Below are 26400 nucleotides of genomic sequence, written 5' to 3'. Positions count from 1 at the left end.
GGATGTATGCCCGCAAGGGCCGTTCCCGGTGGCGCAAAGTAGCGCTTTTGCGGAACTCTCCTGCGCTGGAAACTTGTTCCTTCCCCAGACACGTCGTTTGGAAAAACAATAGGAGGCTAGGATGGCCGAAGGACAGGACAAGACCGCAAAGCTTTACCGCATGGTGATGGAGCAGCACCTCTGTCCCTTTGGGTTGAAGTCTAAAGACCTGCTGGAGCGGCAGGGCTATCACGTCGAAGATCACCACCTGACGACGCGCGAAGAGACCGACGCCTTCATGGCAAAAGAAGGTGTGGAAACCACGCCACAGACCTTTATCGATGGTGAGCGGATAGGCGGCTTCGACGATCTGCGTGTGCATTTCGGTCTGGACAAGCCCAAGGAAGAACAGTCGGACACCAGCTATCAGCCCGTCATCGCCATTTTCGGCGTGGCCTTCCTGATGGCACTGGGCCTTTCTTGGTACGCCTTCGACAGCATCTTCACCCTGCGGGCGTTCGAATGGTTCATCTCGATCTCGATGTGTTTCCTCGCCGTACAGAAGTTGCAGGACATCGAGAGCTTTTCGACGATGTTCCTGAACTACGACCTGCTGGCGCAGCGTTGGGTGCCCTATGGCAAGGTCTACCCCTTTGGCGAGGCGCTGGCCGGTATCCTGATGACAGCCGGTGCGCTGACATGGCTGTCGGCCCCCGTCGCGATTGTCATAGGCGCGATCGGCGCGGTGTCGGTGATCAAGGCGGTCTATGTCGACAAACGCGAGTTGAAATGCGCCTGTGTGGGCGGTTCAAGTAATGTGCCGCTTGGGTTCGTCTCGCTCACCGAGAACGTCATGATGCTGGGCATGGGGATTTGGATGTTGATCAAGGTCTACGGCTAAGCGGATCGGGGCGCGCCGAGGTTTGGGCGTAGGCTGGTGTCAGGGGGATATCTGGTCGGGCTGAGAGGATTCGAACCTCCGACCCCCTGCTCCCGAAGCAGGTGCGCTACCAGGCTGCGCTACAGCCCGACCGATGTGCAGCGCATAGCGCAGCGTGGCGTAATTGGCAATTGGTCAGTTGTAGGGATTTTGCGGTGCGGATGGGGAGATCGGGCGCAGTTGGGGGCGCTGCCCCCGCAGCCTTTGGCTGCTCCCCCGCGGGTATTTGAGAAAGAATGAAGGGGGAAGCGGCGGGGCGTGAACCCCGCCGCGGTTCTTTAGAGGCTCGCGTCGAGCGCTTTGAGGATCGCGTTGCCCATTTCCTCGGTCGTGATGGGGGTGCCGCCTTCGGGGCCCATCAGATCGGGGGTGCGGGCGCCGTCGGCCAGTGCCTGTTCGACGGCTTTTTCCAGGCGCGCGGCTTCTTCGCCTTGTTCGAAGGAATAGCGCAGCGCCATGGCGAAGCTGAGGATGCAGGCGATCGGGTTGGCTTTGCCTTGGCCTGCGATGTCGGGCGCGGAGCCGTGGACGGGCTCGTAGAGGGCTTTGGGGCGGCCATCGGCGTTGGGCGCGCCCAGGCTGGCGGAGGGCAGCATGCCGAGGCTGCCCGTGAGCATGGCGGCGCAGTCGCTGAGGATGTCGCCGAAGAGGTTATCGGTGACGATGACGTCGAATTGTTTGGGGGCCCGGACCAGTTGCATGGCGCCGTTGTCGGCGTACATATGGCTGAGTTCGACATCGGGGTATTCGGCATCGCGGACCCGTTGGGTGACTTCACGCCAGAGGATGCCGCTTTCCATGACATTGGCTTTTTCCATGGAGCAGACTTTGTTGCCGCGGCGGCGGGCGAGTTCAAAGGCGGAGCGGGCGACGCGCTCAATCTCGCTTTCGGTGTAGCGCTGCGTGTTGATGCCGACGCGCTCGTTGCCTTCCTCGAAGATGCCGCGCGGTTCGCCGAAGTAGACGCCAGAGGTCAGTTCGCGGACGATCATGATGTCGAGGCCCGCGACGATGTCTTTTTTCAGCGAGGAGAAATCGGCCAGCGCGTCAAAGCATTGTGCTGGGCGCAGGTTGGAGAAAAGGTCCATCTCTTTGCGCAGGCGCAGGAGGCCGCGTTCGGGTTTGACCGAGAAGTCGAGGTCGTCGTATTTCGGGCCGCCAACGGCGCCCAGAAGCACCGCGTCGACTTCGAGGGCGCGTGCCATCGTGTCGTCGTGCAGGGGTGTGCCGTGTTTGTCATAGGCGGCACCGCCGACCAGATCATGCTCTACGTCGAAGGCCAGATCGCGCTTTTCGCCGAACCAATCGATGATGCGCGTGACCTGCGCCATAACCTCGGGGCCGATGCCGTCGCCGGGGAGGATGAGCAAGGATGGGTTGGCCATGGGAAACTCCTGAAAATACGGTTGGAGATTGGGTAGCCTGCGGGTTCCGAAGGGTCAAGATAGCGGCGCGTCAGCGGGTGAGGTCGACCCAGACCAGCGCATGGCGGCTGGCGTCTTCCCCCTTGGGCCAGATCAGGCCAGCGTCGAGCACCTGCCAGTCGCGAGAGGGCAGGATGTAGTCGACGCGCATCGGGCCGGTTTGCGACCAGTCGACTGTAGATTGGTCGGGCAGCGGGTCTTGCAAGGTGGGGTGGGACAGCAGCCTAGCGATGGCGTCACCGCGTCCTTCACCGCGCGTGGGATCAAGGTTGGCATCGCCGAGGAGAATGAAAGCATCTTGGGGCGGGGTGCCGATCACTCCGGCAAGGTGGTGAGACCAGAAGGCTGTTTCATCGTGGTTGCGCCGGCCGTTGCGGTCTTCGGGGCCGTCGAAAACGGGCGGGGTGGCGTGGTAGGTCAGCAGGGTGATTGGGCCGTCGGGAAGCTGGACGGGCAGGGACCAGTGGCTGTTGGACGACAGACGTTGCGTGGCATGAGCTTCGGCTCCGCCGAAGGGGGTGCCGTCGATCATAGGGTAGAGCGTGTCGGGGAGGTCGCGCCAGAGGAGGGGGCTGAAGTCCTGAAGGTCTTCTGTCTGAAGGGGATGGCGTGAGAGGATCGCCATGGCGCCTTGTCCGAAGAAACGGCCGTAGCCCTGGGCGTCGCGCGGGCCACCGAGCTTGCCGTCACCGTTCAGATCTACATCGCTTTGGCGGCCTGCGTTGGGGGGTGCGGCAAAGCGGTGGGGGTAGGGCGCGCCTGCGGCGGTGAGGGCGTCGGCAAGGGCATTAAGGGCGCTGCGTTCGAGATCGTAGTCAATGCCTTGGAGGGCGATGATATCGGGATCGGCGGCGGCGATGGTCTGCACCACCGAAGCGATGCTTGGGTCATCGCCGCGCAGGATGTCGCGCAGCAGAATGCCCGGCCCTTTGCGTGACAATTCGGTGTTGAAGGTGGCGATGCGCAGCGGTTCGGCCTGTGCGAAACCGGTCAGCAGGAAAAACGCCAGCAGCAGGCGGATCAGGCGGCCTGCATATGCGCTTCGGCGTAGGCGCGGCGGCGTTTGTCGTGGATCATCTCGGCCACGCGCCCCATGGCGATGCCCCGCATGATCATACTGGCCGGAAGGAATGCCCATGCGCTTATTGTCCAGATCATGGTTTGCGGATTGCTGAGTGAGATCGGATCTAGCAGATCGGCGGTGGCTTTGACCACTGCGGGGATGATGAAGGGCAACAAGAACCCAAGCGCGATGTTGATCCGTGCATCGCGTTGCAGACGGTAAAGCACGTCGCCCCCGGCAGTTGGGTCAAAGAGCGGCAGATTCACCCAGACGTTAAAGGCGCCTTGGCGGGCGGGCCAGCCCATGACCCGCACCAGCACCACGAATGTCGCCAATGCGATGAGCGAAACGAGGTAGGCCAGCCCCGCTGCCGTGCGGATCAGATTGACCGCCTCATAGGGGGCATCGGCGGGCATTATCAGCACGACCAGCCGCACCGGAGAATAAGGGAAATCGAGCGCGTTGCCCAAGATCACGCCGAGCGAGGTCAGTGCGCCTGTCAGCAGGGTGGGGGCCGCTTGGCCCCGTGCGATCAGCGACAGAACGACGATGGTGAACAGCAGGCTGATGAAGCGCAGCCGATTGAAGGGTGGCGCATCGCGAAATTCGACGATGCTCGGTTGGCGCGAGTTGTATTCCATGAAGGTCAAAATCGACGCGATACAGGCGAGAAGCACGGTGATCTGGCTCGACTCCGCATCGGCACCCGGCAAAAGGAGCGCAGGTGTGGCTATCAATAGCGCCACCAATAGGCCACGCGTCGCCGCGCCTGTCATTCGTCCGATCACTGCTCTGCCCTTCCAAACTGGCCAGACGCGATACATTGCCGCGTGCTTGTTCCAACTTGATGGCCCCGGTTGCTGGGGCTCGCCTCATTATTGTCCAATTTTTGCCTTCTTTCCGCGCGCGCCTCAAGGCTCCGTGTGGAGAAGAGCAGGGTTCTGGGGTATTTTGAGGGAAAGGGTGGTGCGTTCTTGCATCAATTTCGTGGCAGGTTGATGGCAGGCCGCAACATCTTGTGGGCGCTGGATTTACGCCCACAAGTTGAGTTTAGAAATGGCCCTTAGACCCAAGGACGGCTCTGGTTGAGCGAATCCTCATAGGTGTCGATCGCCGTGCCCTTTTCAAGCGTCAGGCCAATGTCGTCCAGACCGTTGAGCAGGCAGTGCTTTTTGAAGGCATCGACTTCGAAGGGGAACTTCTCACCGTCCGAAGTGGTGACAGTCTGGCCTTCCAAATCAATGGTCATCCGCGCGTTTGAGCCTTTTTCGGCGTCCTTCATCAGCACATCGACCTGCTCTTGCGGAAGGACGATGGGCAGGATGCCGTTCTTGAAGCAGTTGTTGTGAAAGATGTCCGCAAAGCTGGGCGCGATGACACAGCGGATGCCGAAATCCTTGATCGCCCAAGGCGCGTGTTCGCGCGAAGAGCCGCAGCCAAAGTTGTCGCCCGCGACGAGGATCTGCGCGTCGCGGTATTGCGGTTGGTTCAGCACGAAATTGGGGATTTCGTTGCCTTCGCGGTCATAGCGCATTTCGTCGAACAGGTTCACGCCAAGGCCGGAGCGTTTGATCGTTTTGAGAAAGACCTTGGGGATGATCATGTCGGTGTCGATGTTCACCAGCGGCATGGGAGCCGCGGTGCCGGTGATTTCTGTAAACTTTTCCATCGGGTTATCCTTCGGAGATTGCGGGAACCGCGCTGCTGAGCGGCGCGTTCTAGGCAAATGGGGTATCAGGAGGGCATGGCATGACGTACCAAACCGGCACGAAAGTGGAATGGGACTGGGGCAATGGCACCGGGACCGGCAAGATCGTCAAGAAATACACGCAGAAGATCACGCTGAAGCTGCAGGGCAGCGAGGTGACCCGCAAAGCGAGCGATGACGAACCGGCCTATAAGATCGAACAGGACGACGGCAGCGAAGTGCTGAAGTCTGGCAGCGAGTTGCGCAAGGCCGACTGAGCCCTGCGCAACGCGCCCGGTATCCACGCCCCGGTCGGTCACGCCAATTCGCGCACGTCGGTCAAATGACCGGTGAGAGCAGCCGCCGCGGCCATGCCGGGCGACACAAGATGCGTGCGCCCTTTATAGCCCTGACGCCCCTCAAAGTTCCGGTTCGATGTGGCCGCGCAGCGTTCGCCGGGGGCAAGCTGGTCGGGGTTCATCGCCAGACACATCGAGCAGCCTGCAAGACGCCATTCGAAACCGGCCTCGCGGAAGATGTCCGCCAGTCCTTCTTCCTCGGCCTGCGCACGCACGAGGCCTGAGCCGGGCACGACCATGGCGCGCAGACCGTCTTTGATCTTTTTGCCTTTCAGCACGGCAGCGGCGGCGCGCAGGTCTTCGATGCGGCCATTGGTGCAGGAGCCGATGAAGACGGTGTCGATCTGGATGTCGGTCAGTTTCTGGCCCGGTGTCAGGTCCATATATTCCAGCGCGCGTTTCACCGCGTCGACCTTGCCGCCTTTGAAGTCCTCGGGCGCAGGAACGACCGAAGTGATCGGCAGCACGTCCTCGGGCGAGGTGCCCCATGTAACGACTGGTGCGATGTCTTCGCCCTTGAGCGTGACGACCTTGTCGAAGTGGGCGTCGTCGTCGGAGTAGAGCGTTTTCCACCAGTCCATCGCCGCTTCCCATTGTGCGCCTTTCGGAGCGTGGGGGCGGCCTTTGCAATACTCAAAAGTCTTTTCGTCAGGTGCGATAAGGCCCGCGCGCGCGCCGCCTTCGATCGCCATGTTGCAGACGGTCATGCGGCCTTCCATCGACAGGTCGCGGATCGCTTCGCCGCAATATTCGATGACATAGCCGGTGCCGCCCGCGGTGCCGGTGGCGCCGATGACGGAAAGGGTGATGTCCTTGGCCGTGACGCCGGGGCGCAGCTTGCCGGTGATCTCGACCTTCATGTTCTTGCCCTTGCGCTGGATCAGCGTCTGGGTGGCGAGAACGTGCTCAACCTCGGAGGTGCCGATGCCGTGGGCCAGCGCGCCGAAAGCGCCGTGGGTCGCGGTGTGGCTGTCGCCGCAGACGACGGTCATGCCGGGCAGGGTCCAGCCCTGCTCGGGGCCGACGATATGCACGATGCCTTGGCGCACGTCCGAGACGGGGTAGTAATGCACGCCGAACTCGCGCGCGTTTTTGTCGAGCGCGGAAACCTGAATGCGGCTGTCCTCGGTCATCGCCTCGGGGTCTTCGCGGCCTTCGGTGGTTGGCACGTTGTGATCCGGCACGGCGATGGTCTTGTCCGGCGCGCGCACGGTGCGGCCCGACATGCGCAGCCCCTCAAAGGCCTGCGGGCTGGTCACTTCGTGGACGAGGTGACGATCGATATAAAGCAAGCAAGTGCCGTCATCGGCTTCGTGGACGACATGGGCGTCCCAGATTTTATCGTAAAGCGTCTTGGGGGACATGATGGTCCTCTCCCGTGGTTTGGAATGGCTAAGGGTGTGGCTGAGAGGGCTGGCTTATAGTCGGGCCAGAACGCTATGCGTCGCGCCGAAAAAGCGTTCGCGCAGACGCGCACGGTCGCAAAGATCAAACACCAGTATCATGGGGCCTTGGATATAGACCCTGAGCGAGTCTCGCAAGGTGGCATCGTGGGGCGGTGTGCGGGGCTGGTCGCGCGGCGGTTCTTGCTCTGGCGAGGAGCCTGTGCAACCGTGATCTTCCTGAGTTGCAAAGGCCGTACATGATCCCTGAGTCCCACCCTTTCTCGAACTTCCTTCTATCGCTTCAGGCTTTGTTTGATGGGGTTCTCGGCTTTGGTGAAAGCGTCCTGAGCCCCGGTTGGCGGCAGAACCAGATTTTGATCTTGCTGGCCTTGGTTGCGCTGGCGTGGATCCTGCATCGGGTCACCGGCGTGATGCTGCAAAACTGGGTCCGCTCGCGCGAAGGGTGGTCCAAGTGGCAGTTGCGGGTGGTGGTGCAGGTCAAGCGACGGCTGGGGCTGATCTGGTTCGCCCTGCTGGCGGGGCTTTTGTATCAGGTGATGCAGAACGTCACTTGGCCGTCGCGGTCTTATCTTATCGGCTTGGCGGCGACCTTGGCGGCAATCTATGTCGGCATCGCCTTTGCCGCGCGTCTGGTGCGCAACCGACCCCTGCGGCGCATGGTGACATGGGGGCTTTGGATCTACGCCACGCTCTACATGCTTAATGTCGCCGATGATGTGGCGGTGTTTCTGGATGGCGTGGCGCTGACCATCGGTGAATTCCGGCTTTCGGTGCTGACCGTTCTCACCGCGCTGGTCGTAGTGGGCGCGTTGTTGACCATGGCGCGGCTGGTGAGCACCACCACCGCCGCGACGATCCGCAAGAACGAAGACATCAGCCCTTCCATGCAGGTGCTGGCCGTGAAGGGGGTGCAGATCCTACTCTATGGTCTGGCGTTCTTCATCGGGGTGCGAGCCGTGGGGATTGATCTGACGGGGCTGGCGGTGCTCTCGGGTGCGATCGGTGTGGGCCTTGGTTTCGGTCTGCAAAAGGTCGTGTCGAACCTCGTCTCGGGCGTGATCATCCTGCTGGATAAGTCGATCAAGCCCGGCGATGTGATCAGCCTGGGTGAGACCTTCGGCTGGATCCAAACGCTCGGCGCGCGCTATGCCTCTGTGGTCACGCGGGACGGCAAAGAATACCTGATCCCGAACGAAGACCTGATCACCGGACAAGTGGTGAACTGGTCGCATTCCAATGACTTTGTGCGCCTCGATATCTATTTTGGCACGGCCTATTCCGACGATCCGCATGTGGTGCGCAAACTGGCGGTCGATGCGGCCAAAGGCGTCGACCGGGTGCTGAGCTACAAGGCGCCGGTCTGTCACATCGTCGGCTTTGGCGATTCGTCGGTGGATTACATCCTGCGCTTCTGGATCAAGGATCCGACCGGCGGGCTGACCAACATTCGCGGCAATGTCTATCTGGCGCTTTGGGATGCGTTCAAGGAAAACGACATCTCGATCCCCTTCCCGCAGCGCGAGGTGAAGATCATCGAAGACAGTCAATTGGCGCTCTCACGGGCCGCAGCAACGCAGAATTTGCCTGACTAGGCGGGGATTTGCGCCACGGTTCACGCGGAACGCATAGGGTCCATTGAAAAATCTGGCCTATATCGCTAAATTAGGGGGGCTCGGCACCGGGGCAAGCGTTCAGCATTGGCGGTGCATGACGAAGGAGGACAATGTCCTGTCTCTTAACGTTGACGCAGCGCAGGCTGCTGACCATGGGGCCGCAATGACTGCCGCCTCGCAAATCGCAACCAGCGACGACCTGCTGGCGCTTATCCTTTCCTCGCTGAATGACGACAAGGCCGAAGATATCGTGCAGATCGATCTGCGCGGCAAGACGGCCATCGGCGACTATATGGTGATCTGCTCGGGCCGCTCCACGCGGCAGGTTTCGGCGATCTCGGAAAAGCTGGCACAGGCCGTCAAAGACGCCACCGGACGTACGTCCAAGATGGAGGGCCGCGAAACCGGCGACTGGGTCTTGATCGACACAGGCGACGTTGTTGTGCATGTCTTCCGCCCCGAAGTGCGTGAGTTCTACCAGCTCGAAAAGATGTGGCTGGGCGGCGAAGACGCGGCCGCGGTCATGCCGCACTGATCCTGCTTTTGCGGGACTAAGCCATGCGGGTACATATCTGCGCTATGGGCCGGCTTCGTGCCGGTCCCGAAAAAACTCTTGTCGATGACTATCTCACCCGGTTCGACCGGACCGGACGCGGTCTGGGCCTTGGTCCTGCGCGTGTGGTCGAGATGGAAGATAAGAAAAACGGCGGCATGGCTGCCGAGGCCGTTTTGCTGCGGCGCACCATCCCCCAAGGGGCGGTGATCTGCGTGTTGGATGAGCGCGGCAAGGTCGAAACCTCCCCCGCTTTCGCCGAACGTCTTGGCACATGGCGTGATGCCGGGCGGGGCGATTTGGCCTTTGTCATCGGCGGGGCGGATGGCATTGATCCCAGTCTCCGCGCCGAGGCGGATCACGCGCTCTCCTTTGGCAAGATGGTCTGGCCGCATATGCTGGTGCGGGTCATGCTGGCCGAACAGCTATACCGCGCCGCCGCGATCCTATCGGGCGGGCCTTATCATCGGGTCTGAGGTTTAGGGATCAGGGGGGGATCAGGGCAGCGGGATCGTCACCAATTCCGGCGACCAGCCACTCACACTGTCGCGCGCCTGAATGCTGACCTCAGTCATCCCATCCGGGATGCGCACGCCCGACAGCGAACGGGTGAAGGGCTGCTCTTTGGTGTGCGGATGCGCCAGATTGCGCGTGCCCAAAGGCTCCCCCTCGGGGTCCAGAATGCGCCAAGCATCGGCATAGTGATCCCAACCGCTGTCGTTGTGGCGGATGGTAACGTCAAATTTCCACAGATCCCCCTGTCGATCGACCGTGACATTCAAAATGTCGGGCGGATCGGCCAAGGCCGGCATGGCAAATGCCAATAGGGAGAGAATGAGGCTGCGTTTGAACATGTGGCACCAATAAAACAACAAACTGAATATAGCGCATTTCGGAAGGGTTCCAAGGTAAGCACAGCGCGGCGCCGCGCAATTCACCGTGAGGCTGCAAATTAGTGGTGCAATTGCACCAAGCGCGCGGCAGTCTGGTCAAACCGGCGGCATAGTCTTTATGCTGCGGGGCAAGAGGAGGGACCGCGATGCAGATGCCAACACCCGATTCCGGGATCATTGCGCGCAAAGCGCGAGTCGTGGCGCGGCTGCGTGCGGCGCTGCCCCGCAATGCCGTCATCGACGATGAGCATGAGACCCGCGCCTATGAATGCGACGCGCTCACAGCCTATAAATGCCCCCCTTTGGCCGTGACCCTTCCGGCCAGCACTCAAGAAGTTTCCACCGTGCTGCGGATATGTCATGAGGAGGGCGTGCCTGTCGTGCCGCGCGGATCGGGCACCTCGCTCGCCGGTGGGGCGCTGCCCACAGCCGATAGTGTTGTGCTGGGGGTGGCCCGCATGGCCGAGGTGCTTGAGGTCGACTATGACAACCGGCTCATGCGGGTGCAGACCGGGCGCACCAACCTCAGCGTGACCGGCGCGGTAGAGGAGGATGGCTTCTTCTACGCGCCAGACCCTTCCAGCCAGTTGGCCTGCGCCATCGCGGGCAATATCGCGATGAATTCAGGCGGGGCGCATTGCCTGAAATACGGGGTCACCACCAACAACCTGCTGGGCGTCACGATGGTGATGATGGATGGCGACGTGGTTGAAATCGGCGGCGGCTATATGGATGCAGGCGGGCTGGACCTTCTGGGGCTGGTCTGCGGCTCCGAAGGTCAGCTGGGCGTGGTGACAGAGGCAACGCTGCGGATTCTGCCCAAACCCGAAGGCGCGCGGCCCGTGCTGATGGGCTTTGACGATAACGCCGTGGCGGGGGCCTGTGTCAGCGACATCATCAAGGCCGGGGTGCTGCCGGTGGCGATCGAATTCATGGACCGCCCCTGTATCGAGGCGACGGAGGCTTTCGCCCATGCAGGCTACCCGATGTGCGAGGCGCTGCTGATCGTTGAGGTCGAAGGCTCCGACGCCGAGATCGATCACCAGCTTGCCCTGATCACCGAGATCGCCCGCCGCCACAACCCGGTGGAACTGCGCGAAAGCACCAGCGCCGAAGAAAGCGCGGCGATCTGGCTAGGGCGCAAATCGGCCTTCGGTGCGATGGGGCAGATCAACGACTACATGTGTCTGGATGGCACGATCCCGGTGAACGAGCTGCCGATGGTGCTGCGGCGCATTGGCGAGATGTCGGACAGCTATGGCCTTAAAGTCGGCAACGTCTTTCACGCAGGCGACGGCAATATGCACCCGCTGATTCTGTTTGATGCCAACAAACCCGGCGATCTGGAAAAATGCGAAGCCTTCGGCGCGGATATCCTGCGGCTTTGTGTCGAGGCGGGCGGCTGTCTGACCGGGGAGCATGGCGTGGGCATCGAAAAGCGCGATCTGATGCATGTGCAATATGCCCCGGCGGATCTTGAGGCGCAGTTGGCGGTGAAAGACGTGTTTGATCCGACGTGGCTGTTGAACCCGGCCAAGGTCTTTCCTTTGGATGTCACGGAAGGGCGGCGCGGCAGCGGCGCATCGGTGGCCGCGTGACGATAACGACTGAAGCAGAAGTGGTCGAGGCGATCCGATCCGCGCAGGCGCCCTTGTCCCTGCGGGGCGGCAATACGCGCGGCATGGCTGGGCCGGGGGCGGACCTGTCGCTTGCCGGATTGCGGGGCATCAGCCTCTATGAGCCGGGCGCGCTGACGCTGGTGGCGCAGGCGGGGACGCCAGTCTCCGAGATTGAGACGACATTGGCCGCCGAAGGGCAGCGGCTGGCCTTTGAACCGATGGACCACCGCGCGCTTATGGGCTGCAGTGGCACGCCGACCATCGGCGGGGTTTTTGCGGCGAACGTTAGCGGCCCGCGGCGGCTTGCCATCGGCGCGGCGCGGGATTTCCTTCTGGGCGTGCGCTTTGTCGATGGGCAGGGGAACGTTATCAAAAACGGGGGCCGGGTGATGAAGAACGTCACCGGCTATGATCTGGTCAAGTTGATGGCCGGGTCGCGCGGAACCTTGGGGGCCGTGACCGAGGTGTCGCTAAAGGTGCTGCCCACCCCGGAAACCAGCGCAACGCTCGTGCTTTCGGGGCTGGACGACGCCGCTGCCATCGCCGCCATGGCGCTGGCCATGCGCAGCCCCTTTGAAGTTGCCGGCGCGGCACATGATCAGGCGCAGGGGCTGTCATTTCTGCGGTTGGAGGGGTTTGAGACCTCGGTCTCCTACCGGACGGGGCGGCTGAAGGATTTGCTGGCCGCAACGGGGGCCGAGCTTGAGGTGCTGGACGCAGAGCCCTCCGCGACCCTCTGGCGCGATTTGCGCGATGTTGCGGCCTTTCATGGGGCGGCGGGGGATGTCTGGCGGGTGCACTGCCGCCCGACCGAGGCCCCCGCGCTGGCGGCAAAAGCCGGGGCCGAGGCACATCTTTATGACTGGGCCGGGGGGCTAATCTGGCTGCGCATGGCGCCCGGCACCGACCTGCGCGCGCGGTTGGGGCGGTATGACGGTCACGCGACCCTATTGCGGGCCGAAAGCGCGGCGCAGACTCTGCTGCCCCGGCAGGAACCCGAAGCGCCGGGCGTGGCGCGGTTGACGGCGGGGCTGAGGGCCAAGTTCGACCCGCGAGGCATCTTCAACGCCGAAGCCTTGGCGCTGACCCCATGACATTGGTGCTGGTCTTTCTCATCGTTTTTCTGATCGGCCCGTTTCTGTTCAAGGCGTTGATCGCCGTGCCGCCTTCCCTGCGGGCAGTCCGCACCTTGGGGGCGATGGTCTTGGCCGCCTTTTTATTCGCCACCGGCCTGCGCTATGGACTGCTGCGCTATTGGAGCGACAGCCCGTGGTTGCTGGGGGTCATCGCCCTCACCCTCTGGGCCGCTTGGATCGGGGTGATCGCGCTGGTGGTCCAAGCACTGCGCCGCGCCGATCCGCGCCCCGCCATGCGCCGGTGGAGCGGGGTTTTGGGGGCCGTAGGCACGACGGTTCCTTGGTTCGGCCTTGTCCTCGCCAATCTGATGCGCAGCACATAGTAACGGAGCATCCATGCAAACCACCTTTACCCCCGAGCAATTGCAGGATCCTGACACGCAGCGCAGCAACGACATTCTGCGCGCCTGTGTGCACTGCGGTTTTTGCACGGCGACTTGCCCGACCTATCAGGTCTTGGGCGATGAGTTGGACAGCCCGCGCGGACGCATCTACCTGATTAAGGACATGCTGGAGAATGACCGCGACCCGGACCCAAAGACGGTGCTGCACATCGACCGCTGCCTCTCTTGCCTTGCCTGTATGACGACCTGCCCCTCGGGCGTGCATTACATGCATCTGGTCGACCACGCGCGCAGCTACATCGAAGAGCGGTACAAGCGGCCAATGGGGGAACGAGCGCTGCGTTGGATGCTGGCGCGGATCCTGCCCTATCCGACACGCTTTCGAGTGGCGCTTTTAGGGGCCAAGATCGGGCGGCCCTTCGCGCGGCTGATGCCCGACGCCCGGCTGCGCGCCATGCTTGAAATGGCACCAAAAACGATCCCTCCGGTCAGCCGCAATGACGATCCGCAAAGCTTCCCGGCTCAGGGCAAACCGCTGTGGCGTGTGGCCCTTATGACCGGCTGCGCGCAAAAGGCCCTGAACACCGATATCAACGACGCCACAATCCGGCTGCTGACCCGTGCGGGCTGCGAGGTGGTGGTGGCCGAAGGCGCGGGCTGTTGCGGCGCGCTGACCCATCACATGGGTAGAACCGATGAAAGCCACGCCCACGCCGCCCGCAACATCCGCGCGTGGTGTACGGAGATGGACGGCAAAGGGCTGGATGCGATCGTGATCAACACCTCGGGCTGCGGCACTACGGTAAAGGATTACGGCCATATGTTCCGCAATGATCCGCTGGCCGAAGATGCCGCACGGGTCTCGGCCCTCGCAAAGGATGTGACGGAACTGCTGGCAGAGGTGGACCTGCCCTTTGTCGAACCGGCAGAGCCGGGCATGGTCGTCGCCTATCACGCGGCTTGTTCTCTGCAGCATGGGCAGCAGATCAAGACCACGCCGAAAACGCTGCTGAAACAGGCCGGCTTCACGGTGGTAGAGCCTGCCGATAGCCACCTCTGCTGTGGCTCGGCAGGGACGTATAACCTCATGCAGCCAGAGATTTCGGCCAAGCTGAAAGAGCGCAAGATCAAGACGCTAGAGGCGAAATCGCCGGATGTCATCGCGGCGGGCAATATCGGGTGTATGATGCAGATCGGGTCGGGCACCGGGGTGCCTGTGGTGCATAGTGTCGAACTGCTGGATTGGGCCTGTGGCGGGCCGAGACCGCCCGCGCTTGACCGTGACCCCGATGCGCCCGCGCAGGTGCCGCGTTTGCGTTAAGCCTGCGCCGTACTTTCGCCGCAACTCCCCTATATCCGCCAAGGTGAACATGGTTTTGAGGTGCATTTTGCGACAATTGTTGGCGGCTATTCTCGGCGTATTTACCTTCGCCACGGCGGCGCTGGCCCAAGACAGCGCGCTCAAGGCGCTCGACAACGGTGTGGACGCCGCCGCTTGGGAGGCCGTGGGCCGTCTCGACATCGGCGGCACCGGGTTTTGCACCGGCACCCTGATCGCTCCGCGTCTGGTGCTGACCGCCGCGCATTGCCTGTTTGACCGCGAAACCAAGGCCCGGATCGACCATGGCGAGGTGCAATTCCTTGCCGGTTGGCGCAATGGCCGCGCCGGTGCCTACCGCGATATCCGCCGCGCCGTGGTGCACCCCGACTACGTCTATGATGGTGAGGTCTCCTCGGGCCGGGTGCGCAACGATCTGGCGCTCTTGGAACTCTCCCGCCCCATCCGCAACACGACGATCCGCCCCTTTGGCACCGCCGCACGTCCGCGTCCCGGCGACAGCGTGGGCGTGGTCAGCTATGCCCGCGACCGGGCCGAGGCGCCGTCCTTGCAAGAGGTCTGCAAGGTGCTGGCCCAGCAGGAGGGGGTACTGGTGACCTCCTGCGCGGTCGATTTCGGCTCCAGCGGCGCGCCGATCTTTAGCATTGTTGCGGGCGAGGCGCATATCGTCTCAGTCGTTTCGGCCAAGGCCGAGGTCGAGGGCACGCAGGTATCCCTTGGCACCGCTCTGGGCGCGCCCTTGGCGTTGCTGCAAGCGGAACTGGTGGCGGGCAAAGGTGTGTTTCTGGATTCGAACCCGGCAGGCAAACGCATCCGGGTCGGAGAAGAGCGTGGCACCGGTGCGAAATTCATCCGGCCCTAAATCTGCGACCCCAAGTCTTGAAAGCGCGCAAAACCCTTCCCACATGAGCTTTGCCGAGGTGCCTCTATAGGGCTTCGGCGCTTGAAAAACCGGGTCTGTCCAATGGTGGAAGGCCCGATATGTCAATCGCTCACTGATGAGGATGAACACATGCGTAGCTTTGATTTCGCACCCCTTTACCGCTCCAGCGTTGGTTTTGACCAGATCGCCAATATGATGGACCGGGTTCTGACAAATGATGGGGCCACCCCCAGCTATCCCCCCTACAACATCGAAAAGCTCGACAACGATGCCTACCGCATCTCGATCGCCGTGGCTGGTTTCTCCGACAGCGACCTGAGCGTCGAAGTCCGTGAGAAGGCGCTGATCGTTTCGGCCCGCAAGGCTGATGAGGATGAGGCCAAGTCCTACCTGCACCGTGGCATCGCCACCCGCGCCTTTGAGCGCCGCTTCCATTTGGCGGACCACGTTCAGGTGATCGGCGCGGCCCATGCCAACGGCATGCTGCATATCGAGCTTGAGCGTCAGGTGCCTGAGGCCCTGAAACCACGCCAGATCGCCATCTCTTCCGAGGTGAAGTCGATCGACAAGGACGTGGTTGACGCCAAATCCGTGAACTAAGCCCGGTTCCATTCCGAGCTTTGTGAAGGCCCGCTATCCAGCGGGCCTTTTTTTGTTGGCATTGGCGCTTGAGGGGGCCCCTTCGTGGGAGAATATCTGCCGAAGGTGGGGCGCGAAAACGGCGGCTTTCTGCTGCGCAGCAGGGCGGGGGAAACCATGCGAAAGCTGTCGGGTTGAGTGGGGGACCGGGCAGGCGTGCTCGGGCAACAGCGTGCAGAGTACCGCACGCGCAATGAAAGGAAGAACCATGACTAACTATGCAAATTCCCTACGCAAGCTGACCCTGACCACGGCTGTCACGGCGCTTATGGCCGCCCCGATTGCTGCACAGGCTCAGACCGCCGATGTCGGCGTTGGCGCTGATGTGAATGCCGAAGCAAACGCCGGTGTAGGCGCCGATATGGCCGACACTGCGACCGGTGCTGATATCGCGGCGGGCGCCGATAGCGCCATTTCCGCCGACACCGATCTGAACGTCGAAGACCGGGTCGCTGAGACCATGCCGAGCGAGAGCGACACGGATGTCGATATCGCGCTCGATGGCAGCACCGTGGCCGTCGCGTCGGATGACACAGTCATCGGCACGATTTCCAATGCGGAACCACAGGCCGATGGCTCTGTGCGCTATTCCATCGATCTGGCCAATGATTTCGCTGCTGATAGCGACCGCGCAGTCGTGCAGATCGACCAAGATGTTGACGCCGAAGGCCAACTTGTCATCGGCATGACAGGCGAAGAATTCGCCGCAGCCCTGACCCAGCAAGTGAATGCGGGCAGCGCGGCGCAGACCCGGACCAACTAAGACGGGTCACTCCCAGGGCGTTTCTCTCCCCCGCCCGGAGGCCGGCAGCACGAAAGTGCTGTCGGCTTTTTTATGTGCCGGGGGTCGGGGCCGTTACCTCACACCCGACTTGCACCGTGAAGAAAGGGCCGCGCGGGGCGATCCCGGCGGCCCTAAATCGTTTCAGCTGGTCTTTAAGTTTTAGACCGACAGGCAGACGTATTTCATCTCAAGGTAGTCTTCGATCCCGTGGTGGCTGCCTTCGCGGCCAAGGCCGGATTGCTTGACCCCACCAAAGGGCGCAAGCTCGGTCGAGATGATGCCGGTGTTCACGCCGACGATGCCGTATTCCAGCGCCTCGGCCACCTTGTACACACGGCTCAGGTCTTTGGCATAGAAGTAAGAGGCAAGGCCAAAGATCGTGTCGTTCGCCATGGCGATCACGTCGTCCACATCGTCGAACTTGAACAGCGGTGCGAGGGGGCCGAATGTCTCTTCCTTGGCGACCTTCATGTCCTGCGTCACGCCGGTCACGATGGTCGGGCCGAAGAAGTTGCCGCCCATGTCGTCCTTAGCATTGCCCAAAATGATCTCGGCCCCGTTGTCGACCGCATCCTTGATGTGCTCGCGCACCTTGTCGGAGGCTTCGGGGTTGATAAGCGGGCCAAGGTCGGTGCCCTCTTCAAGGCCATCGCCGACCTTCATCTTGCTCACACGGTCCTTCAGCTTGGCCGCGAAGGCGTCATAGACCCCGGCCTGCACGTAAATCCGGTTGGCGCAGACACAGGTCTGACCGTTGTTGCGGAACTTGCACATGATCGCGCCTTCGACGGCCGCATCGAGATCGGCGTCATCAAAGACGATGAAGGGTGCGTTGCCGCCCAGCTCCATCGAACATTTCATCACCTGATCGGCGGCCTGTTTCAGCAGGATGCGCCCAACCTCGGTGGAGCCGGTGAAGGTAAGCTTGCGCACGGCGGGGTTCTCGCAGAACTCCTTGCCCACAGCCGACGACGATGAGGACGGCAGCACGTTGAACACGCCTGCGGGAATGCCCGCACGTTCCGCCAGCACGCCCATGACGATGGCCGAGAGCGGTGTCTCAGCCGCCGGACGTGCCACGAAGGAACAGCCCGCCGCCAACGCGGGGGCCGCCTTGCGGGTGATCATCGCATTGGGGAAGTTCCACGGCGTGATTGAAGCGGCAACGCCGATGGGCTGCTTCATCACCATGATGCGCTTGTCGCGCTGGTGGCCGGGGATCATCTCGCCGTAGACGCGCTTGGCTTCTTCGCCGAAGAACTCGATGAAAGACGCGCCATAGGCGATCTCGCCCTTGGCTTCGGCCAGCGGTTTGCCCTGTTCGGCGGTGAGGATGGTGCCCAGATCGTCTTGGTTCTCCATCATCAGGTCGAACCATTTGCGCATCACTGCGGCGCGTTCCTTGCCGGTCCAGCTGGTCCAGTCTTTTTGCGCCTTTTCGGCTTGGGCAATCGCGCCCGCGACCTGTGCACGGCTGAGGTCAGCAACCTGTGCGATGACATCGCCCCGCGCGGGATTGGTCACGTCAAAGGTGCCGTCTCCACCGTCGACCCATTGGCCACCGATATAGGCGCGGGTTTCAAGCAGGCTGGGGTCTTTCAGCAGTGATTTCAGATCCGTCTTAGCATCAGTCATGTCATCTCTCCGCTATTCTCTATAGCCTCCAAAGCAACAACGAGTATGATTGTCCAGTTCAGTTTGATCAAATCCGGGGTGGGAGACCCAAATGATGCTAGATGACGCCTATGCAAATGCTGCCTATATCGACGGGGCCGACGGCTTTCCGCCCCGCTGGGAAAAGGAGGCGGAGGCATTCCGCGCGTCATTGGGGGCGCGGGCGCAATTGAATGTGCGCTACGGCCCTTCGGACCGTCAGAAGTTCGATTTCTTCCAGCCCGAGGGCGTCTCGCGCGGCACGGCGGTCTTTGTGCATGGCGGCTATTGGAAGGCGTTCGACAAAAGCTATTGGTCGCATCTGGCCGCCGGTCCGCTGGCGCGGGGCTATGCCGTGGCGATACCGTCTTATGACCTTTGCCCCGATGTGCGTATCTCTGAGATCTCCACGCAGATCGCCGCTGCGCTGACCGAAGTGGCGAACCGCACACAGGGCACCATCGTTCTGTCGGGCCATTCGGCGGGCGGGCATTTGGTGGCGCGCATGACCGACCCCCTGCTGCTCGGGGCCGAGGTGCGCGACCGGATCACGCGGATCGTGCCAATCTCGCCCGTGGCTGACCTTGCCCCGCTGCTACAGACCCAGATGAACGACACCCTGCGGCTGGACGAGGCCGAGGCCGAGGCCGAAAGCCCGATGAACATGACCCCGCCGCACGGCGTTGATGTCACCGTCTGGGTGGGCGCTCAGGAGCGGCCCGCCTTCCTTGAGCAGGCCGAGAATTTCGCCCGCAGTTGGGGTGCGAAACAGGTCGTGGCCGAGGGCAAGCACCATTTTGACGTGATCGACCCGCTGGCCGAGCCGGACAGCGACCTGACCAAAGCGCTATTGGGCAGCTAGGCCCCACATTTTACGGCAGATGCCCTGCGTTAATGCACGTAAGGCATTTGCCGCAGTGCCGCAGAAACACTATGTCAGAGGGGCAAAGGCCCCTGTTCGGCCAAGCGACGCAATTGAAAGGGCCGAAGATGAGAATCGTTAAATGGGTGTTCTGGGTGACCGTCTGGGTGCTGGTGGCGGCGTTCTTCCATTATACCCTGCCGCAGACCGATATCGTCCGCGTCACGGACACCTATGAAAAGCGGATCGACTTCGGCAACAGTTCGATCTTTTGGGCCGGCTCTGCGACGGATAGTGCCGGGCAAGCGGTCAACCGCGATGTCTTTTTCATCCAGACCCGCCGCGCCAAGGGCGATGTCATGGTTTACCGCAACGAAGACACCGGCTGGGGCTGGCCGCCCTATTTCAAATTCGACACTGCCAACCTTCAGGCCGAGGCGGCGGATGCCCGCAGCACCACCGGCGCGCCGCAGTATTATGCGCTGAAACACTATGGCTGGCGCAGTGAGCTTTTGTCGATCTACCCCAATGCCATTTCGCTCCGCCCTGTCGAAGGGCCGGAGGCGAGCAAGGGTATTCCTTTCGTGACCATCATCGTGCTGACCCTTGTGGCGGCCCTGTTCTATGCCATCTGGGTGCGGTGGCGGCGGTTCCGCCGCGCGCGGTTGGACCCAAGGATCGAGGCAATCGAGGATGACTTCGCCGCGCGCCGAGGGCGCTTTGCCCGGTGGCGTGCCGAACGACGCGCGCGGAAGTAACCTCACCAAGAACTGTAAACGCTGAGCGGGGCAGGTAGCGTCCCGCATTCAGCTAAATTCTGGTATTCCATCCTATATGGACATCATCCTCGTCACCACAATCATTGCGTCGCTCTTTGTCGTTATCGGCTTGGCGGAACCCTTTGCCGCGCGGTTGCAACTACCATTCAGCGTGATCCTTGCGGTCGTGGGTATCCTCATCGGGGCGTCGGCGATCTTTTTCCTGCGCACCGATCTGACGGATGCGCTGAATCCAATGGCGGCGGCCATTCTGGGGCTGCCGATCCGGTCTAACGTCTTCCTCTATGTCTTCCTGCCGACGCTTTTGTTTCAGGCGACGCTGGGGATGAACCTGCGGCGCATGGTGGATGACTGGGTGCCTATTCTCGTGCTGGCCGTGGTGGCCGTGGTGGTGGCGACCGTTAGCATTGGCTACGCGCTGTTTTGGGTCAGTGCTATTCCGCTGGCGGCCTGTCTGCTGATCGGGGCGATCGTTTCGACCACGGACCCTTCGGCGGTGGTCTCGATCTTTCGCTCGATCTCGGCCCCGCGGCGGTTGGCGCGGATCATTGAGGGTGAGAGCCTGCTGAACGACGCCGCCGCCATCGCGCTGTTCGGTCTGTTCATGGGCTATGTCATGCTGGGCATTCCCGACCCGGAACTGGGCAGCGCACTTGCACAATTCCCGATGCTGATCGCGGGCGGGGCACTGGTGGGCTGGCTGGGCGCGCGGATCGCGGTGTGGGTCATGGCGCTGTTCGCGCGGCATGAACTGGCGCAGCAGTCGATCTCGGTCGCGCTGCCCTATCTGGCCTATATCGTGGCCGAACAAAGCGTCGGCGCGTCGGGAGTGATCGCCGTGGTAGCCGCGGGGTTGACGCTGAACCTCACGGCACCGGGGCGGTTGCCACCGCAGGCGCTGACCAACCTGCGCGAGCTTTGGGACGTGCTGGCCCATTGGGCCGGGGCGCTCATCTTTATCCTCGCAGCACTGCTGATCCCCCGGCTGTTAGAGGAAGTCCGGCTGGAGGATTTCTTTCTCATTGCCGTGGTCGTCGTGGCCGCCATTTTCGCCCGCGCAGTGATCCTTTTCGGGCTGCTGCCCCTGCTGACCGCGGCCAAGCTTTCGCCCCCGGTCGAGCGGCCCTACCGGGTGGCGATCCTCTGGGGGGGCTTGCGAGGGGCGGTCACTCTGGCGCTGGCGCTGGCGGTGACGGAAAGCGTGCGGGTGCCGGATGATATCCAGCGGATCGTTGGTATCTTGGCCACCGGTTTCACCCTCTTTACCCTGCTGGCCCAAGGTACGACGCTGCGCTGGATCATCGGGCGGCTGGGGCTGGATCAACTGTCGCCCATCGATCACGCCCTGTCGCGGCAGGTGATCGCCGTGGCCCTGCAGACCGTGCGCGAAGACGTGGCCCAAACGACCGAGAATTACGATCTGAACCGCGATATCGTGCGGTCCGAAGCCAAGCGCTTTGGCGAACGGCTTGAGACGGCGGTCAAGACCGCGGAGGAGGCGACCGATATCCTTGACCGGGACCGGATCGCGCTTGGTCTCATCGCGCTGGCAGGGCACGAGCGCGACACGATCCTCGCGCGGGTTCGGGAGCGAACGATCTCGGCCCGGATGGCTGATCTGGTGCTCTCGGATGCGGACCGGCTGATCGAAGGGGCGCGGACCCAAGGCCGCAGCGGGTACCAGCGGGCGGCGCGGCGCAGCGTGGCCTATGGGCGCACCTTTCGCGCGGCGGCGGTGCTGCACGGGCGTTACGGCGTTTCGGGGCCCTTGGCGCGGATGACGGCGGACCGCTTTGAAATGCTGCTGTCGCAGCGGCTGATCCTGCGCGATCTGGGCACCTTTATCGATGGGCGTATTCGCCGGATTCACGGGCGGCGGGTGGCGGAATTGCTGCACGATCTGCTGGCGCGCCGCATCGAAGGGATCGAAACCGCGCTAGAGGGGCTGCGGTTGCAGTATCCGGGCTATGCCGAGGAACTTGAGCGGCGTTTCATCCGCCGTACAGCGCTGCGGCTGGAAGAACGCGAATACACGTTGATGCGCGAAGACGGGCTGTTCGGGGCCGAGGTCTATACCGCGCTGATGCAGGAATTGGCCACGCGGCGCACGGCGGCAGAGGGGCGTCCGGGCCTTGACCTTGCCGTGCGGCGCGGCGCTTTTATCGAACAGTTTCCGCTGTTTGCGGATCTGGGTGAGGGCGCGCTCAAACGGCTCAGCCGGGTGCTCAAAACCCGCTATGTAGATATTGGCGATGTGGTTTTGCACAAGGAAAGCCCTGCACGCAGCGTGTTTTTCATCGCCTCGGGCGCGGTCGAGTTGGAAAGTGCAGGTCAGACTTGGCGATTGGGTCGGGGGGAGATGTTCGGCCAGATGGCGATCCTGACGAACCGTGTGCGCCGGGTGGATGTCCGTGCCATCGCACCGACCACGCTTTTGGTGCTGGACGAAGACCGCTTTCGCCGCCTGCTGGAACGGAGTGCGGCCCTGCGCGACGCGGTGCGGGCCAGCGCAGAAAAGCGCGGGATCGATCCGGTGGATTTACTCTCGGGGGGAGGGGCTGGATAGGCTGCTTGGCAATCGCGGATGGGGTGTTTGGGGCCGGTGTTGCGCAGCGGTATTTGAAAAAGGATGAAGATATGGGGGGGTGCGGCCGGTAGGGGCGGCCGCACCTTGGGGTGAGGTTAATCGTCTTGGGTGATTTCGCCGGTGGAGGCGTCAATCAGCACCTCGCGTTCGCCTGTCGCGTCGGTCAGTTCGACCTCATAGACCATGCGGTCATCTTCATCGTCGAGCGAGAGTTCCTCGATCCTTGTGCCGTCTTGGCCTTCAAGTTCGGCCAGCGCTTTCATCAGCACATCGCGGGAGGTGCCAGCGGCGCGCAGTTCATCTTCTTGGAAGAGGCCGCTGAGGAAGCTGGTGAGCTGTTCTTCGGATTGCGAGATCACCTCGCCGGTGGCGGCATTGACCGTGACTTCGTAGACGGCCTCGCCGCGGACAAGGTCAATTTCATAGACCAGCGCATCGCCTTCGGTTTCGATCTCGGCTTCCAGCACGCCGCCGTCGATGCTGCTTTGTGCGGCTTTGATGGCTTGGGACATGCTGACGCGCTCGGCCTCTGGGGCGGTTTCTTGGGCGAAGAGCGCAGTGGGGGCGATCAGGAGCGATGCGGCGAGGGCGGTGAACTTATGTGGCATGGGAAACCTCATGAAATGTGTTGCGGTTTGCCGGTTCCCTATTGGGTGACGGCGTTCGTGGCTCAACGCTTGGCAAAGCGTGCTGTTCCATGGGGTAGGGGGTCTGCGTTAATCCGCGAAGAGGTTGTCGCTCTGGGCGATTGCGCGGGCCTTGTCCTCGCTCACGTTGAGAAAGCGCGCGAGGGCAGACGTGTTCGTTTCGGTGTCGGCGTATTCAGATAGGCGTGTATAGTTTTCAAACTGTGCGTCACGGATCTGGTCGACCTCATGCAGCATGTTCCCCCGGATCGTAGGCAGTAGGCGCGTGAGGTTTTCCTGCGAGGTCTGTTCCCCGGTCAGACCGATGCGCAGGGCGTGGCCGGTGAGATATGCATCTGTCAGCTTGCATTCGACTTCGAGCATGCGCACCTCTGCGCGGTCTGAGGCGAAATCGCGCAGCAGGTCGAGGTTGGATGTATCAATGCAGACAATCAGCCGCCTGCTGCCGTAGTAGTCATAGAGCATCCGCATCAAGGCCCGCCGGTGGCGGGTGCGTTTTTCCAGCGAGGTTTGAATGCCGCCGAGATCGGGCAGGGGGGTGTCTTCTTCGTTGAAGAGAAAATTCACCGCCGGAAGGTCGGTTTCCTGACGTATCCGACCGACGAGCCGTTTGGCGACATGCCATTTCTTGGCGAGGATGATCAGCAATTCACGCTCGCGGCCAAGGCTGGCTTCGGTCTCCCAAAAGCGGGGGGCGAAGCGGCGGCCGATGCGGCCCCTTGCGGTGAGGAAGTCGAATAGGTTGCGGCCTTCGTCGCTGATCTGAAATTTCACGCCTTGGGCGGCGTAGAGCAGGCCGAGGCGGCGTTTGAGGTCCAGCGCTTCAGGGCTGATTTTGCGCGCGAAGAGGTGGTTTTGACCGAGCAGCAGATCGTAGTGATCGTTGTAGAATGTGACCGGCATGCCGTAGTCGGAGAACAGCAGGAAGGTCAGGCTGCGGTTGGAAATTTCGGCCTCGGGGACCAGATGGCGCACGAGGGTTTGGAAAAACGTCTCATCCGGGATCCATGTGCTGCGGAAAAAGCGCATCACGTCGCGGCGTTTGTGGGTGAACGCCATCACCGCCTCGATGGTGCGGCGGCGCAGGCACCACCATTGGCTGCCGATTTGCACCTGAAGGTCGGCGGGGATTTTGCGGGTGAGGCCAAGGCGTTTCTGGGCCTCGAACATCGCGTAGAACCGCTTGCGCTGTGTGCGTTCGTTGAACCAGTGGCGATAGATCAGCCGCTCTTCTTTCCAGCCGGTCTTGATCCAATCGCTGTCGAAATAATCCACGCTTTCGATGAAATCCGAGTCATTCTCATCAAGAAACTGATGTGCGTATTCGGCGGATTTGATTGCCATGCAATCGCCGGACATCAGGTAGAAATGCGTGGCTCGGGGGAAGCTTTGCAGTGCGGCGGTGAGCGTATCCAGCGTGGCTTGTACCAAAGACCATTCGCCCCAGCCGCAGCGGATGCGTTTGCGCGGGAAGGTGACACTGGGGTTGTCGCCAAGGGCGGCGGTGATCTGGGCGTAATCCTCGGCACTGGCGGAAGCGTCGAAGTGGATCGCCATATAGTCGCCCACGGCGGTCAGCCGCTCGGCCTGCCGGATAACAGCCTCCGGATCCTTGTGGCACAGCAGGATATAGGCAATTTTCGCCATGCAGGATACCGAATGTCCTTGTCGCGGCCCGCTTGCATCGGCCTTTTGTCGTGGATCACTTACCTAGTTAATCGTGAAGACCGATTGAATAAACAGCATTTCTTTGCTTTTTTGCTGCAAGGCCAGATTGTTGCTCAAAACAGTCAGCGCAGCAGGAGGCGAGCGAGCATGGGTTTTCCCGGAACATGGATGACGGAGAGCGAGAGCATGGTGTACCGGGTGGTGCCCAAATGCGCCTGTTCGACCATCGGGCAGATCATGTTTTATTCCGATCATGGCGAATTCTTTGACGGAGACATCCATGATGCCAAGGCAGGCATCCACAAATGGGCCTTGGATGCATCACAGGGGCCGATCACCGATAATGTGACAGCGCGCAAGTCCTATGCCTTTACCTGCGTGCGCAATCCTTACACGCGGGTTCTATCGTCCTTCTTTGACAAGATTTGCGGCATCCAGCGCAATGGGCGGCGGTATCGCGGCAATCTGGTGCCGTTGCTGGTTCAGAAATACGGGATCGACGTGGGCGGCGATGACGGCAAGCAGGAGTTTGACCAGATCGCCAGTTTCCGGCGCTTCTTGTTGTTTGCGCGCGATACCATCCGTTGGCGGCGGCCGATGGACCCGGACATTCACTGGTCTGCGGTGTCGGGGCACGTCAGCACCTTTATCATCAACGGTGGCACCTACGATAATATCTTTTGGACGGAACAGTTTAACGACGGCATGCAGCAGGTGCTCGATGCCGTGGACACGCCGCATTGGGTTGATCTGGCGGCGATCCCCCGGTTCAACGAAAGCGAGGGCCACGGGCCCAAGCGGGCGCATCCGGTTGAGGATTACTTTGACGATCTGTCGATGCATCTGATGCGCGAGATCTACAAACGCGACTTCGATCTGTTCAAATATGACTTCGACAATCCGGGGAACAAGCTGCCCGTGGGTGAGATTGATCTTGATGAGGTGCACGCCAAACTGGGGGACTGAGCGGCAGCATCTTGCACCGGGGCAGGTCGCGCTCTACATGCTTTGGCATGTCACAGGTCAAATCCAGCTCCAAATCCGATCCGAACTACAAGGTGATCGCCGAAAACCGCCGCGCGCGGTTTGATTACGCTATCGAAGAAGACATCGAATGCGGCATCATCCTTGAAGGGTCCGAGGTGAAATCTCTGCGCGAAGGTGGGGCGAATATCGCCGAAAGTTACGCCGCCGTGGAGGATGGCGAGCTGTGGTTGGTGAATTCCTATGTGGCGCCCTACAAGCAGGCCAAGACCTTCCAGCATGAGGAACGCCGCCGCCGTAAGTTGTTGGTGAGCCGCAAGCAATTGGCGGACCTGTGGAACGCGACGCAGCGCAAGGGCATGACGCTGGTGCCGCTGGTGATGTATTTTAACCATCGCGGCATGGCGAAGATCAAGATCGGCGTGGCCAAGGGTAAGAAGCTGCATGACAAGCGCGAGACGGCGGCCAAGCGGGATTGGTCGCGGCAGAAGCAGCGGTTGTTGAAGGATCACGGCTGATACGCGCGGCAGGCCCGGAATCAAGCCGCAGGCGCCGGGCC

Annotated in this window: 26 protein-coding genes and 1 tRNA gene; 17 read left to right on the top strand and 10 right to left on the bottom strand. The window is 61.8% G+C overall.

Annotated features, from left to right (window positions below):
• Positions 1-121: 121 nt before the first annotated feature.
• Positions 122-880 carry a MauE/DoxX family redox-associated membrane protein gene (locus A3722_RS02305; protein ID WP_067631081.1) on the top strand — a complete coding sequence of 253 codons (759 nt, stop codon included), beginning with the start codon at positions 122-124 and terminating at the stop codon, positions 878-880.
• A gap of 52 nt (positions 881-932) precedes the next feature.
• Here the strand turns inward: A3722_RS02305 and A3722_RS02300 are convergent.
• The 5 genes from A3722_RS02300 to leuD form a co-directional block, all read right to left on the bottom strand.
• A tRNA-Pro gene (locus A3722_RS02300) sits at positions 933-1009 on the bottom strand.
• 188 nt (positions 1010-1197) lie between these two features.
• On the bottom strand, positions 1198-2304 hold the full coding sequence (gene leuB, locus A3722_RS02295; RefSeq protein WP_067631084.1) for a 3-isopropylmalate dehydrogenase: 1107 nt from the start codon (positions 2302-2304) through the stop codon (positions 1198-1200).
• A gap of 70 nt (positions 2305-2374) precedes the next feature.
• Positions 2375-3481, bottom strand: a complete 1107-nt coding sequence (locus tag A3722_RS02290; RefSeq protein WP_082849322.1) for an endonuclease/exonuclease/phosphatase family protein — start codon at positions 3479-3481, stop codon at positions 2375-2377.
• Positions 3364-4194 (bottom strand): hypothetical protein, encoded by an 831-nt coding sequence (locus A3722_RS02285; protein WP_067631087.1) that lies wholly within the window; start codon positions 4192-4194, stop codon positions 3364-3366. Before A3722_RS02285 ends, A3722_RS02290 begins: the two co-directional genes overlap by 118 nt.
• Before the next feature lie 275 nt (positions 4195-4469).
• Positions 4470-5075, bottom strand: a complete 606-nt coding sequence (leuD, locus tag A3722_RS02280) for a 3-isopropylmalate dehydratase small subunit (RefSeq protein WP_067631090.1) — start codon at positions 5073-5075, stop codon at positions 4470-4472.
• Between the two features lie 80 nt (positions 5076-5155).
• Here leuD and A3722_RS02275 point away from each other — a divergent pair, with 80 nt between their 5' ends.
• On the top strand, positions 5156-5371 hold the full coding sequence (locus tag A3722_RS02275) for a DUF2945 domain-containing protein (RefSeq protein ID WP_067631101.1): 216 nt from the start codon (positions 5156-5158) through the stop codon (positions 5369-5371).
• Between the two features lie 38 nt (positions 5372-5409).
• On the opposite strand, the gene leuC is transcribed toward A3722_RS02275, so the two are convergent.
• Complete coding sequence (gene leuC / locus A3722_RS02270) at positions 5410-6816, bottom strand: 3-isopropylmalate dehydratase large subunit (RefSeq protein WP_067631105.1); 1407 nt, start codon at positions 6814-6816, stop codon at positions 5410-5412.
• Positions 6817-7094: 278 nt separating this feature from the next.
• Between leuC and A3722_RS02265 the strand changes: the two genes are divergently transcribed.
• The 3 genes from A3722_RS02265 to rlmH all read left to right on the top strand — a co-directional run bounded on the left by A3722_RS02265 (position 7095) and on the right by rlmH (position 9500).
• Complete coding sequence (locus A3722_RS02265) at positions 7095-8450, top strand: mechanosensitive ion channel family protein (protein ID WP_067631112.1); 1356 nt, start codon at positions 7095-7097, stop codon at positions 8448-8450.
• Positions 8451-8634: 184 nt separating this feature from the next.
• Entirely contained in the window at positions 8635-9006 is a 372-nt protein-coding gene (gene rsfS / locus A3722_RS02260; protein ID WP_067631153.1) for a ribosome silencing factor, read from the top strand.
• Between the two features lie 23 nt (positions 9007-9029).
• Positions 9030-9500, top strand: coding sequence for a 23S rRNA (pseudouridine(1915)-N(3))-methyltransferase RlmH (gene rlmH / locus A3722_RS02255; protein WP_067631116.1), 471 nt, complete (start codon positions 9030-9032; stop codon positions 9498-9500).
• 21 nt (positions 9501-9521) lie between these two features.
• Here rlmH and A3722_RS02250 read toward each other — a convergent pair whose 3' ends face one another.
• Positions 9522-9878 carry a hypothetical protein gene (locus A3722_RS02250; RefSeq protein ID WP_067631118.1) on the bottom strand — a complete coding sequence of 119 codons (357 nt, stop codon included), beginning with the start codon at positions 9876-9878 and terminating at the stop codon, positions 9522-9524.
• Positions 9879-10063: 185 nt separating this feature from the next.
• Between A3722_RS02250 and A3722_RS02245 the strand changes: the two genes are divergently transcribed.
• The 7 genes from A3722_RS02245 to A3722_RS02215 all read left to right on the top strand — a co-directional run bounded on the left by A3722_RS02245 (position 10064) and on the right by A3722_RS02215 (position 16640).
• Positions 10064-11515, top strand: a complete 1452-nt coding sequence (locus A3722_RS02245; protein WP_067631120.1) for an FAD-linked oxidase C-terminal domain-containing protein — start codon at positions 10064-10066, stop codon at positions 11513-11515.
• Complete coding sequence (locus A3722_RS02240; RefSeq protein WP_067631122.1) at positions 11512-12630, top strand: FAD-binding protein; 1119 nt, start codon at positions 11512-11514, stop codon at positions 12628-12630. Before A3722_RS02245 ends, A3722_RS02240 begins: the two co-directional genes overlap by 4 nt.
• Positions 12627-12995, top strand: coding sequence for a hypothetical protein (locus A3722_RS02235; protein ID WP_067631124.1), 369 nt, complete (start codon positions 12627-12629; stop codon positions 12993-12995). The genes A3722_RS02240 and A3722_RS02235 overlap by 4 nt, the downstream gene beginning before the upstream one ends.
• A 13-nt stretch (positions 12996-13008) precedes the next feature.
• Positions 13009-14337 carry a glycolate oxidase subunit GlcF gene (gene glcF / locus A3722_RS02230; RefSeq protein WP_067631129.1) on the top strand — a complete coding sequence of 443 codons (1329 nt, stop codon included), beginning with the start codon at positions 13009-13011 and terminating at the stop codon, positions 14335-14337.
• A 49-nt stretch (positions 14338-14386) separates the two neighbouring features.
• The gene (locus tag A3722_RS02225) at positions 14387-15217 is read left to right on the top strand and encodes a trypsin-like serine peptidase (RefSeq protein WP_067631131.1); all 831 of its coding nucleotides are present in this window, start codon (positions 14387-14389) and stop codon (positions 15215-15217) included.
• Positions 15218-15367: 150 nt separating this feature from the next.
• Positions 15368-15838, top strand: coding sequence for an Hsp20 family protein (locus A3722_RS02220; RefSeq protein ID WP_067631156.1), 471 nt, complete (start codon positions 15368-15370; stop codon positions 15836-15838).
• Between the two features lie 247 nt (positions 15839-16085).
• Positions 16086-16640, top strand: coding sequence for a hypothetical protein (locus tag A3722_RS02215; protein ID WP_067631133.1), 555 nt, complete (start codon positions 16086-16088; stop codon positions 16638-16640).
• A gap of 180 nt (positions 16641-16820) precedes the next feature.
• On the opposite strand, the gene A3722_RS02210 is transcribed toward A3722_RS02215, so the two are convergent.
• Positions 16821-18296: an NAD-dependent succinate-semialdehyde dehydrogenase gene (locus A3722_RS02210; protein ID WP_067631135.1), complete on the bottom strand. Its 1476-nt coding sequence runs from the start codon at positions 18294-18296 to the stop codon at positions 16821-16823.
• Positions 18297-18387: 91 nt separating this feature from the next.
• On the opposite strand from A3722_RS02210, the gene A3722_RS02205 reads away from it, so the two are divergent.
• The 3 genes from A3722_RS02205 (at position 18388) to A3722_RS02195 (ending at position 22521) form a co-directional block, all read left to right on the top strand.
• Positions 18388-19176, top strand: a complete 789-nt coding sequence (locus A3722_RS02205) for an alpha/beta hydrolase (RefSeq protein WP_067631137.1) — start codon at positions 18388-18390, stop codon at positions 19174-19176.
• A gap of 128 nt (positions 19177-19304) precedes the next feature.
• Positions 19305-19934 (top strand): DUF1523 family protein, encoded by a 630-nt coding sequence (locus A3722_RS02200; protein WP_067631139.1) that lies wholly within the window; start codon positions 19305-19307, stop codon positions 19932-19934.
• 76 nt (positions 19935-20010) lie between these two features.
• Entirely contained in the window at positions 20011-22521 is a 2511-nt protein-coding gene (locus A3722_RS02195; protein ID WP_067631141.1) for a cation:proton antiporter, read from the top strand.
• Positions 22522-22637: 116 nt separating this feature from the next.
• On the opposite strand, the gene A3722_RS02190 is transcribed toward A3722_RS02195, so the two are convergent.
• Both A3722_RS02190 and A3722_RS02185 read right to left on the bottom strand, forming a co-directional pair.
• A complete protein-coding gene (locus A3722_RS02190; protein ID WP_067631143.1) occupies positions 22638-23150 on the bottom strand; it encodes a PepSY domain-containing protein in 513 nt (170 codons plus the stop codon).
• A 108-nt stretch (positions 23151-23258) separates the two neighbouring features.
• The gene (locus A3722_RS02185) at positions 23259-24836 is read right to left on the bottom strand and encodes a DUF5928 domain-containing protein (protein ID WP_067631145.1); all 1578 of its coding nucleotides are present in this window, start codon (positions 24834-24836) and stop codon (positions 23259-23261) included.
• 168 nt (positions 24837-25004) lie between these two features.
• On the opposite strand from A3722_RS02185, the gene A3722_RS02180 reads away from it, so the two are divergent.
• Positions 25005-25823: a sulfotransferase family protein gene (locus tag A3722_RS02180; RefSeq protein ID WP_067631147.1), complete on the top strand. Its 819-nt coding sequence runs from the start codon at positions 25005-25007 to the stop codon at positions 25821-25823.
• A gap of 47 nt (positions 25824-25870) precedes the next feature.
• Entirely contained in the window at positions 25871-26359 is a 489-nt protein-coding gene (smpB, locus tag A3722_RS02175; protein ID WP_067266812.1) for an SsrA-binding protein SmpB, read from the top strand.
• Positions 26360-26400: the final 41 nt, after the last annotated feature.

The sequence above is a fragment of the Sulfitobacter sp. HI0027 genome (assembly GCF_001634775.1).
Classification (GTDB): domain Bacteria; phylum Pseudomonadota; class Alphaproteobacteria; order Rhodobacterales; family Rhodobacteraceae; genus Sulfitobacter.
Note: the sequence above shows the minus strand (reverse complement) of the source record. Positions and strands in the feature narration are given on the sequence as shown.

Excerpts from the sequence above, each read along its gene's own strand:
- A3722_RS02235 (WP_067631124.1), top strand. The coding sequence starts at position 12,627 with ATGACATTGGTGCTGGTCTTTCTCATCGTTTTTCTGATCGGCCCGTTT.
- A3722_RS02290 (WP_082849322.1), bottom strand. The coding sequence starts at position 3,481 with ATGGGCATTCCTTCCGGCCAGTATGATCATGCGGGGCATCGCCATGGG.
- A3722_RS02275 (WP_067631101.1), top strand. The coding sequence starts at position 5,156 with ATGACGTACCAAACCGGCACGAAAGTGGAATGGGACTGGGGCAATGGC.
- A3722_RS02250 (WP_067631118.1), bottom strand. The coding sequence starts at position 9,878 with ATGTTCAAACGCAGCCTCATTCTCTCCCTATTGGCATTTGCCATGCCG.
- A3722_RS02185 (WP_067631145.1), bottom strand. The coding sequence starts at position 24,836 with ATGGCGAAAATTGCCTATATCCTGCTGTGCCACAAGGATCCGGAGGCT.
- A3722_RS02215 (WP_067631133.1), top strand. The coding sequence starts at position 16,086 with ATGACTAACTATGCAAATTCCCTACGCAAGCTGACCCTGACCACGGCT.
- A3722_RS02265 (WP_067631112.1), top strand. The coding sequence starts at position 7,095 with ATGATCCCTGAGTCCCACCCTTTCTCGAACTTCCTTCTATCGCTTCAG.
- smpB (WP_067266812.1), top strand. The coding sequence starts at position 25,871 with ATGTCACAGGTCAAATCCAGCTCCAAATCCGATCCGAACTACAAGGTG.
- A3722_RS02200 (WP_067631139.1), top strand. The coding sequence starts at position 19,305 with ATGAGAATCGTTAAATGGGTGTTCTGGGTGACCGTCTGGGTGCTGGTG.
- A3722_RS02225 (WP_067631131.1), top strand. The coding sequence starts at position 14,387 with ATGGTTTTGAGGTGCATTTTGCGACAATTGTTGGCGGCTATTCTCGGC.
- glcF (WP_067631129.1), top strand. The coding sequence starts at position 13,009 with ATGCAAACCACCTTTACCCCCGAGCAATTGCAGGATCCTGACACGCAG.
- A3722_RS02195 (WP_067631141.1), top strand. The coding sequence starts at position 20,011 with ATGGACATCATCCTCGTCACCACAATCATTGCGTCGCTCTTTGTCGTT.
- leuC (WP_067631105.1), bottom strand. The coding sequence starts at position 6,816 with ATGTCCCCCAAGACGCTTTACGATAAAATCTGGGACGCCCATGTCGTC.
- A3722_RS02180 (WP_067631147.1), top strand. The coding sequence starts at position 25,005 with ATGGGTTTTCCCGGAACATGGATGACGGAGAGCGAGAGCATGGTGTAC.
- A3722_RS02205 (WP_067631137.1), top strand. The coding sequence starts at position 18,388 with ATGATGCTAGATGACGCCTATGCAAATGCTGCCTATATCGACGGGGCC.
- leuB (WP_067631084.1), bottom strand. The coding sequence starts at position 2,304 with ATGGCCAACCCATCCTTGCTCATCCTCCCCGGCGACGGCATCGGCCCC.
- A3722_RS02305 (WP_067631081.1), top strand. The coding sequence starts at position 122 with ATGGCCGAAGGACAGGACAAGACCGCAAAGCTTTACCGCATGGTGATG.
- rlmH (WP_067631116.1), top strand. The coding sequence starts at position 9,030 with ATGCGGGTACATATCTGCGCTATGGGCCGGCTTCGTGCCGGTCCCGAA.
- A3722_RS02220 (WP_067631156.1), top strand. The coding sequence starts at position 15,368 with ATGCGTAGCTTTGATTTCGCACCCCTTTACCGCTCCAGCGTTGGTTTT.
- A3722_RS02245 (WP_067631120.1), top strand. The coding sequence starts at position 10,064 with ATGCAGATGCCAACACCCGATTCCGGGATCATTGCGCGCAAAGCGCGA.
- rsfS (WP_067631153.1), top strand. The coding sequence starts at position 8,635 with ATGACTGCCGCCTCGCAAATCGCAACCAGCGACGACCTGCTGGCGCTT.
- leuD (WP_067631090.1), bottom strand. The coding sequence starts at position 5,075 with ATGGAAAAGTTTACAGAAATCACCGGCACCGCGGCTCCCATGCCGCTG.
- A3722_RS02190 (WP_067631143.1), bottom strand. The coding sequence starts at position 23,150 with ATGCCACATAAGTTCACCGCCCTCGCCGCATCGCTCCTGATCGCCCCC.
- A3722_RS02210 (WP_067631135.1), bottom strand. The coding sequence starts at position 18,296 with ATGACTGATGCTAAGACGGATCTGAAATCACTGCTGAAAGACCCCAGC.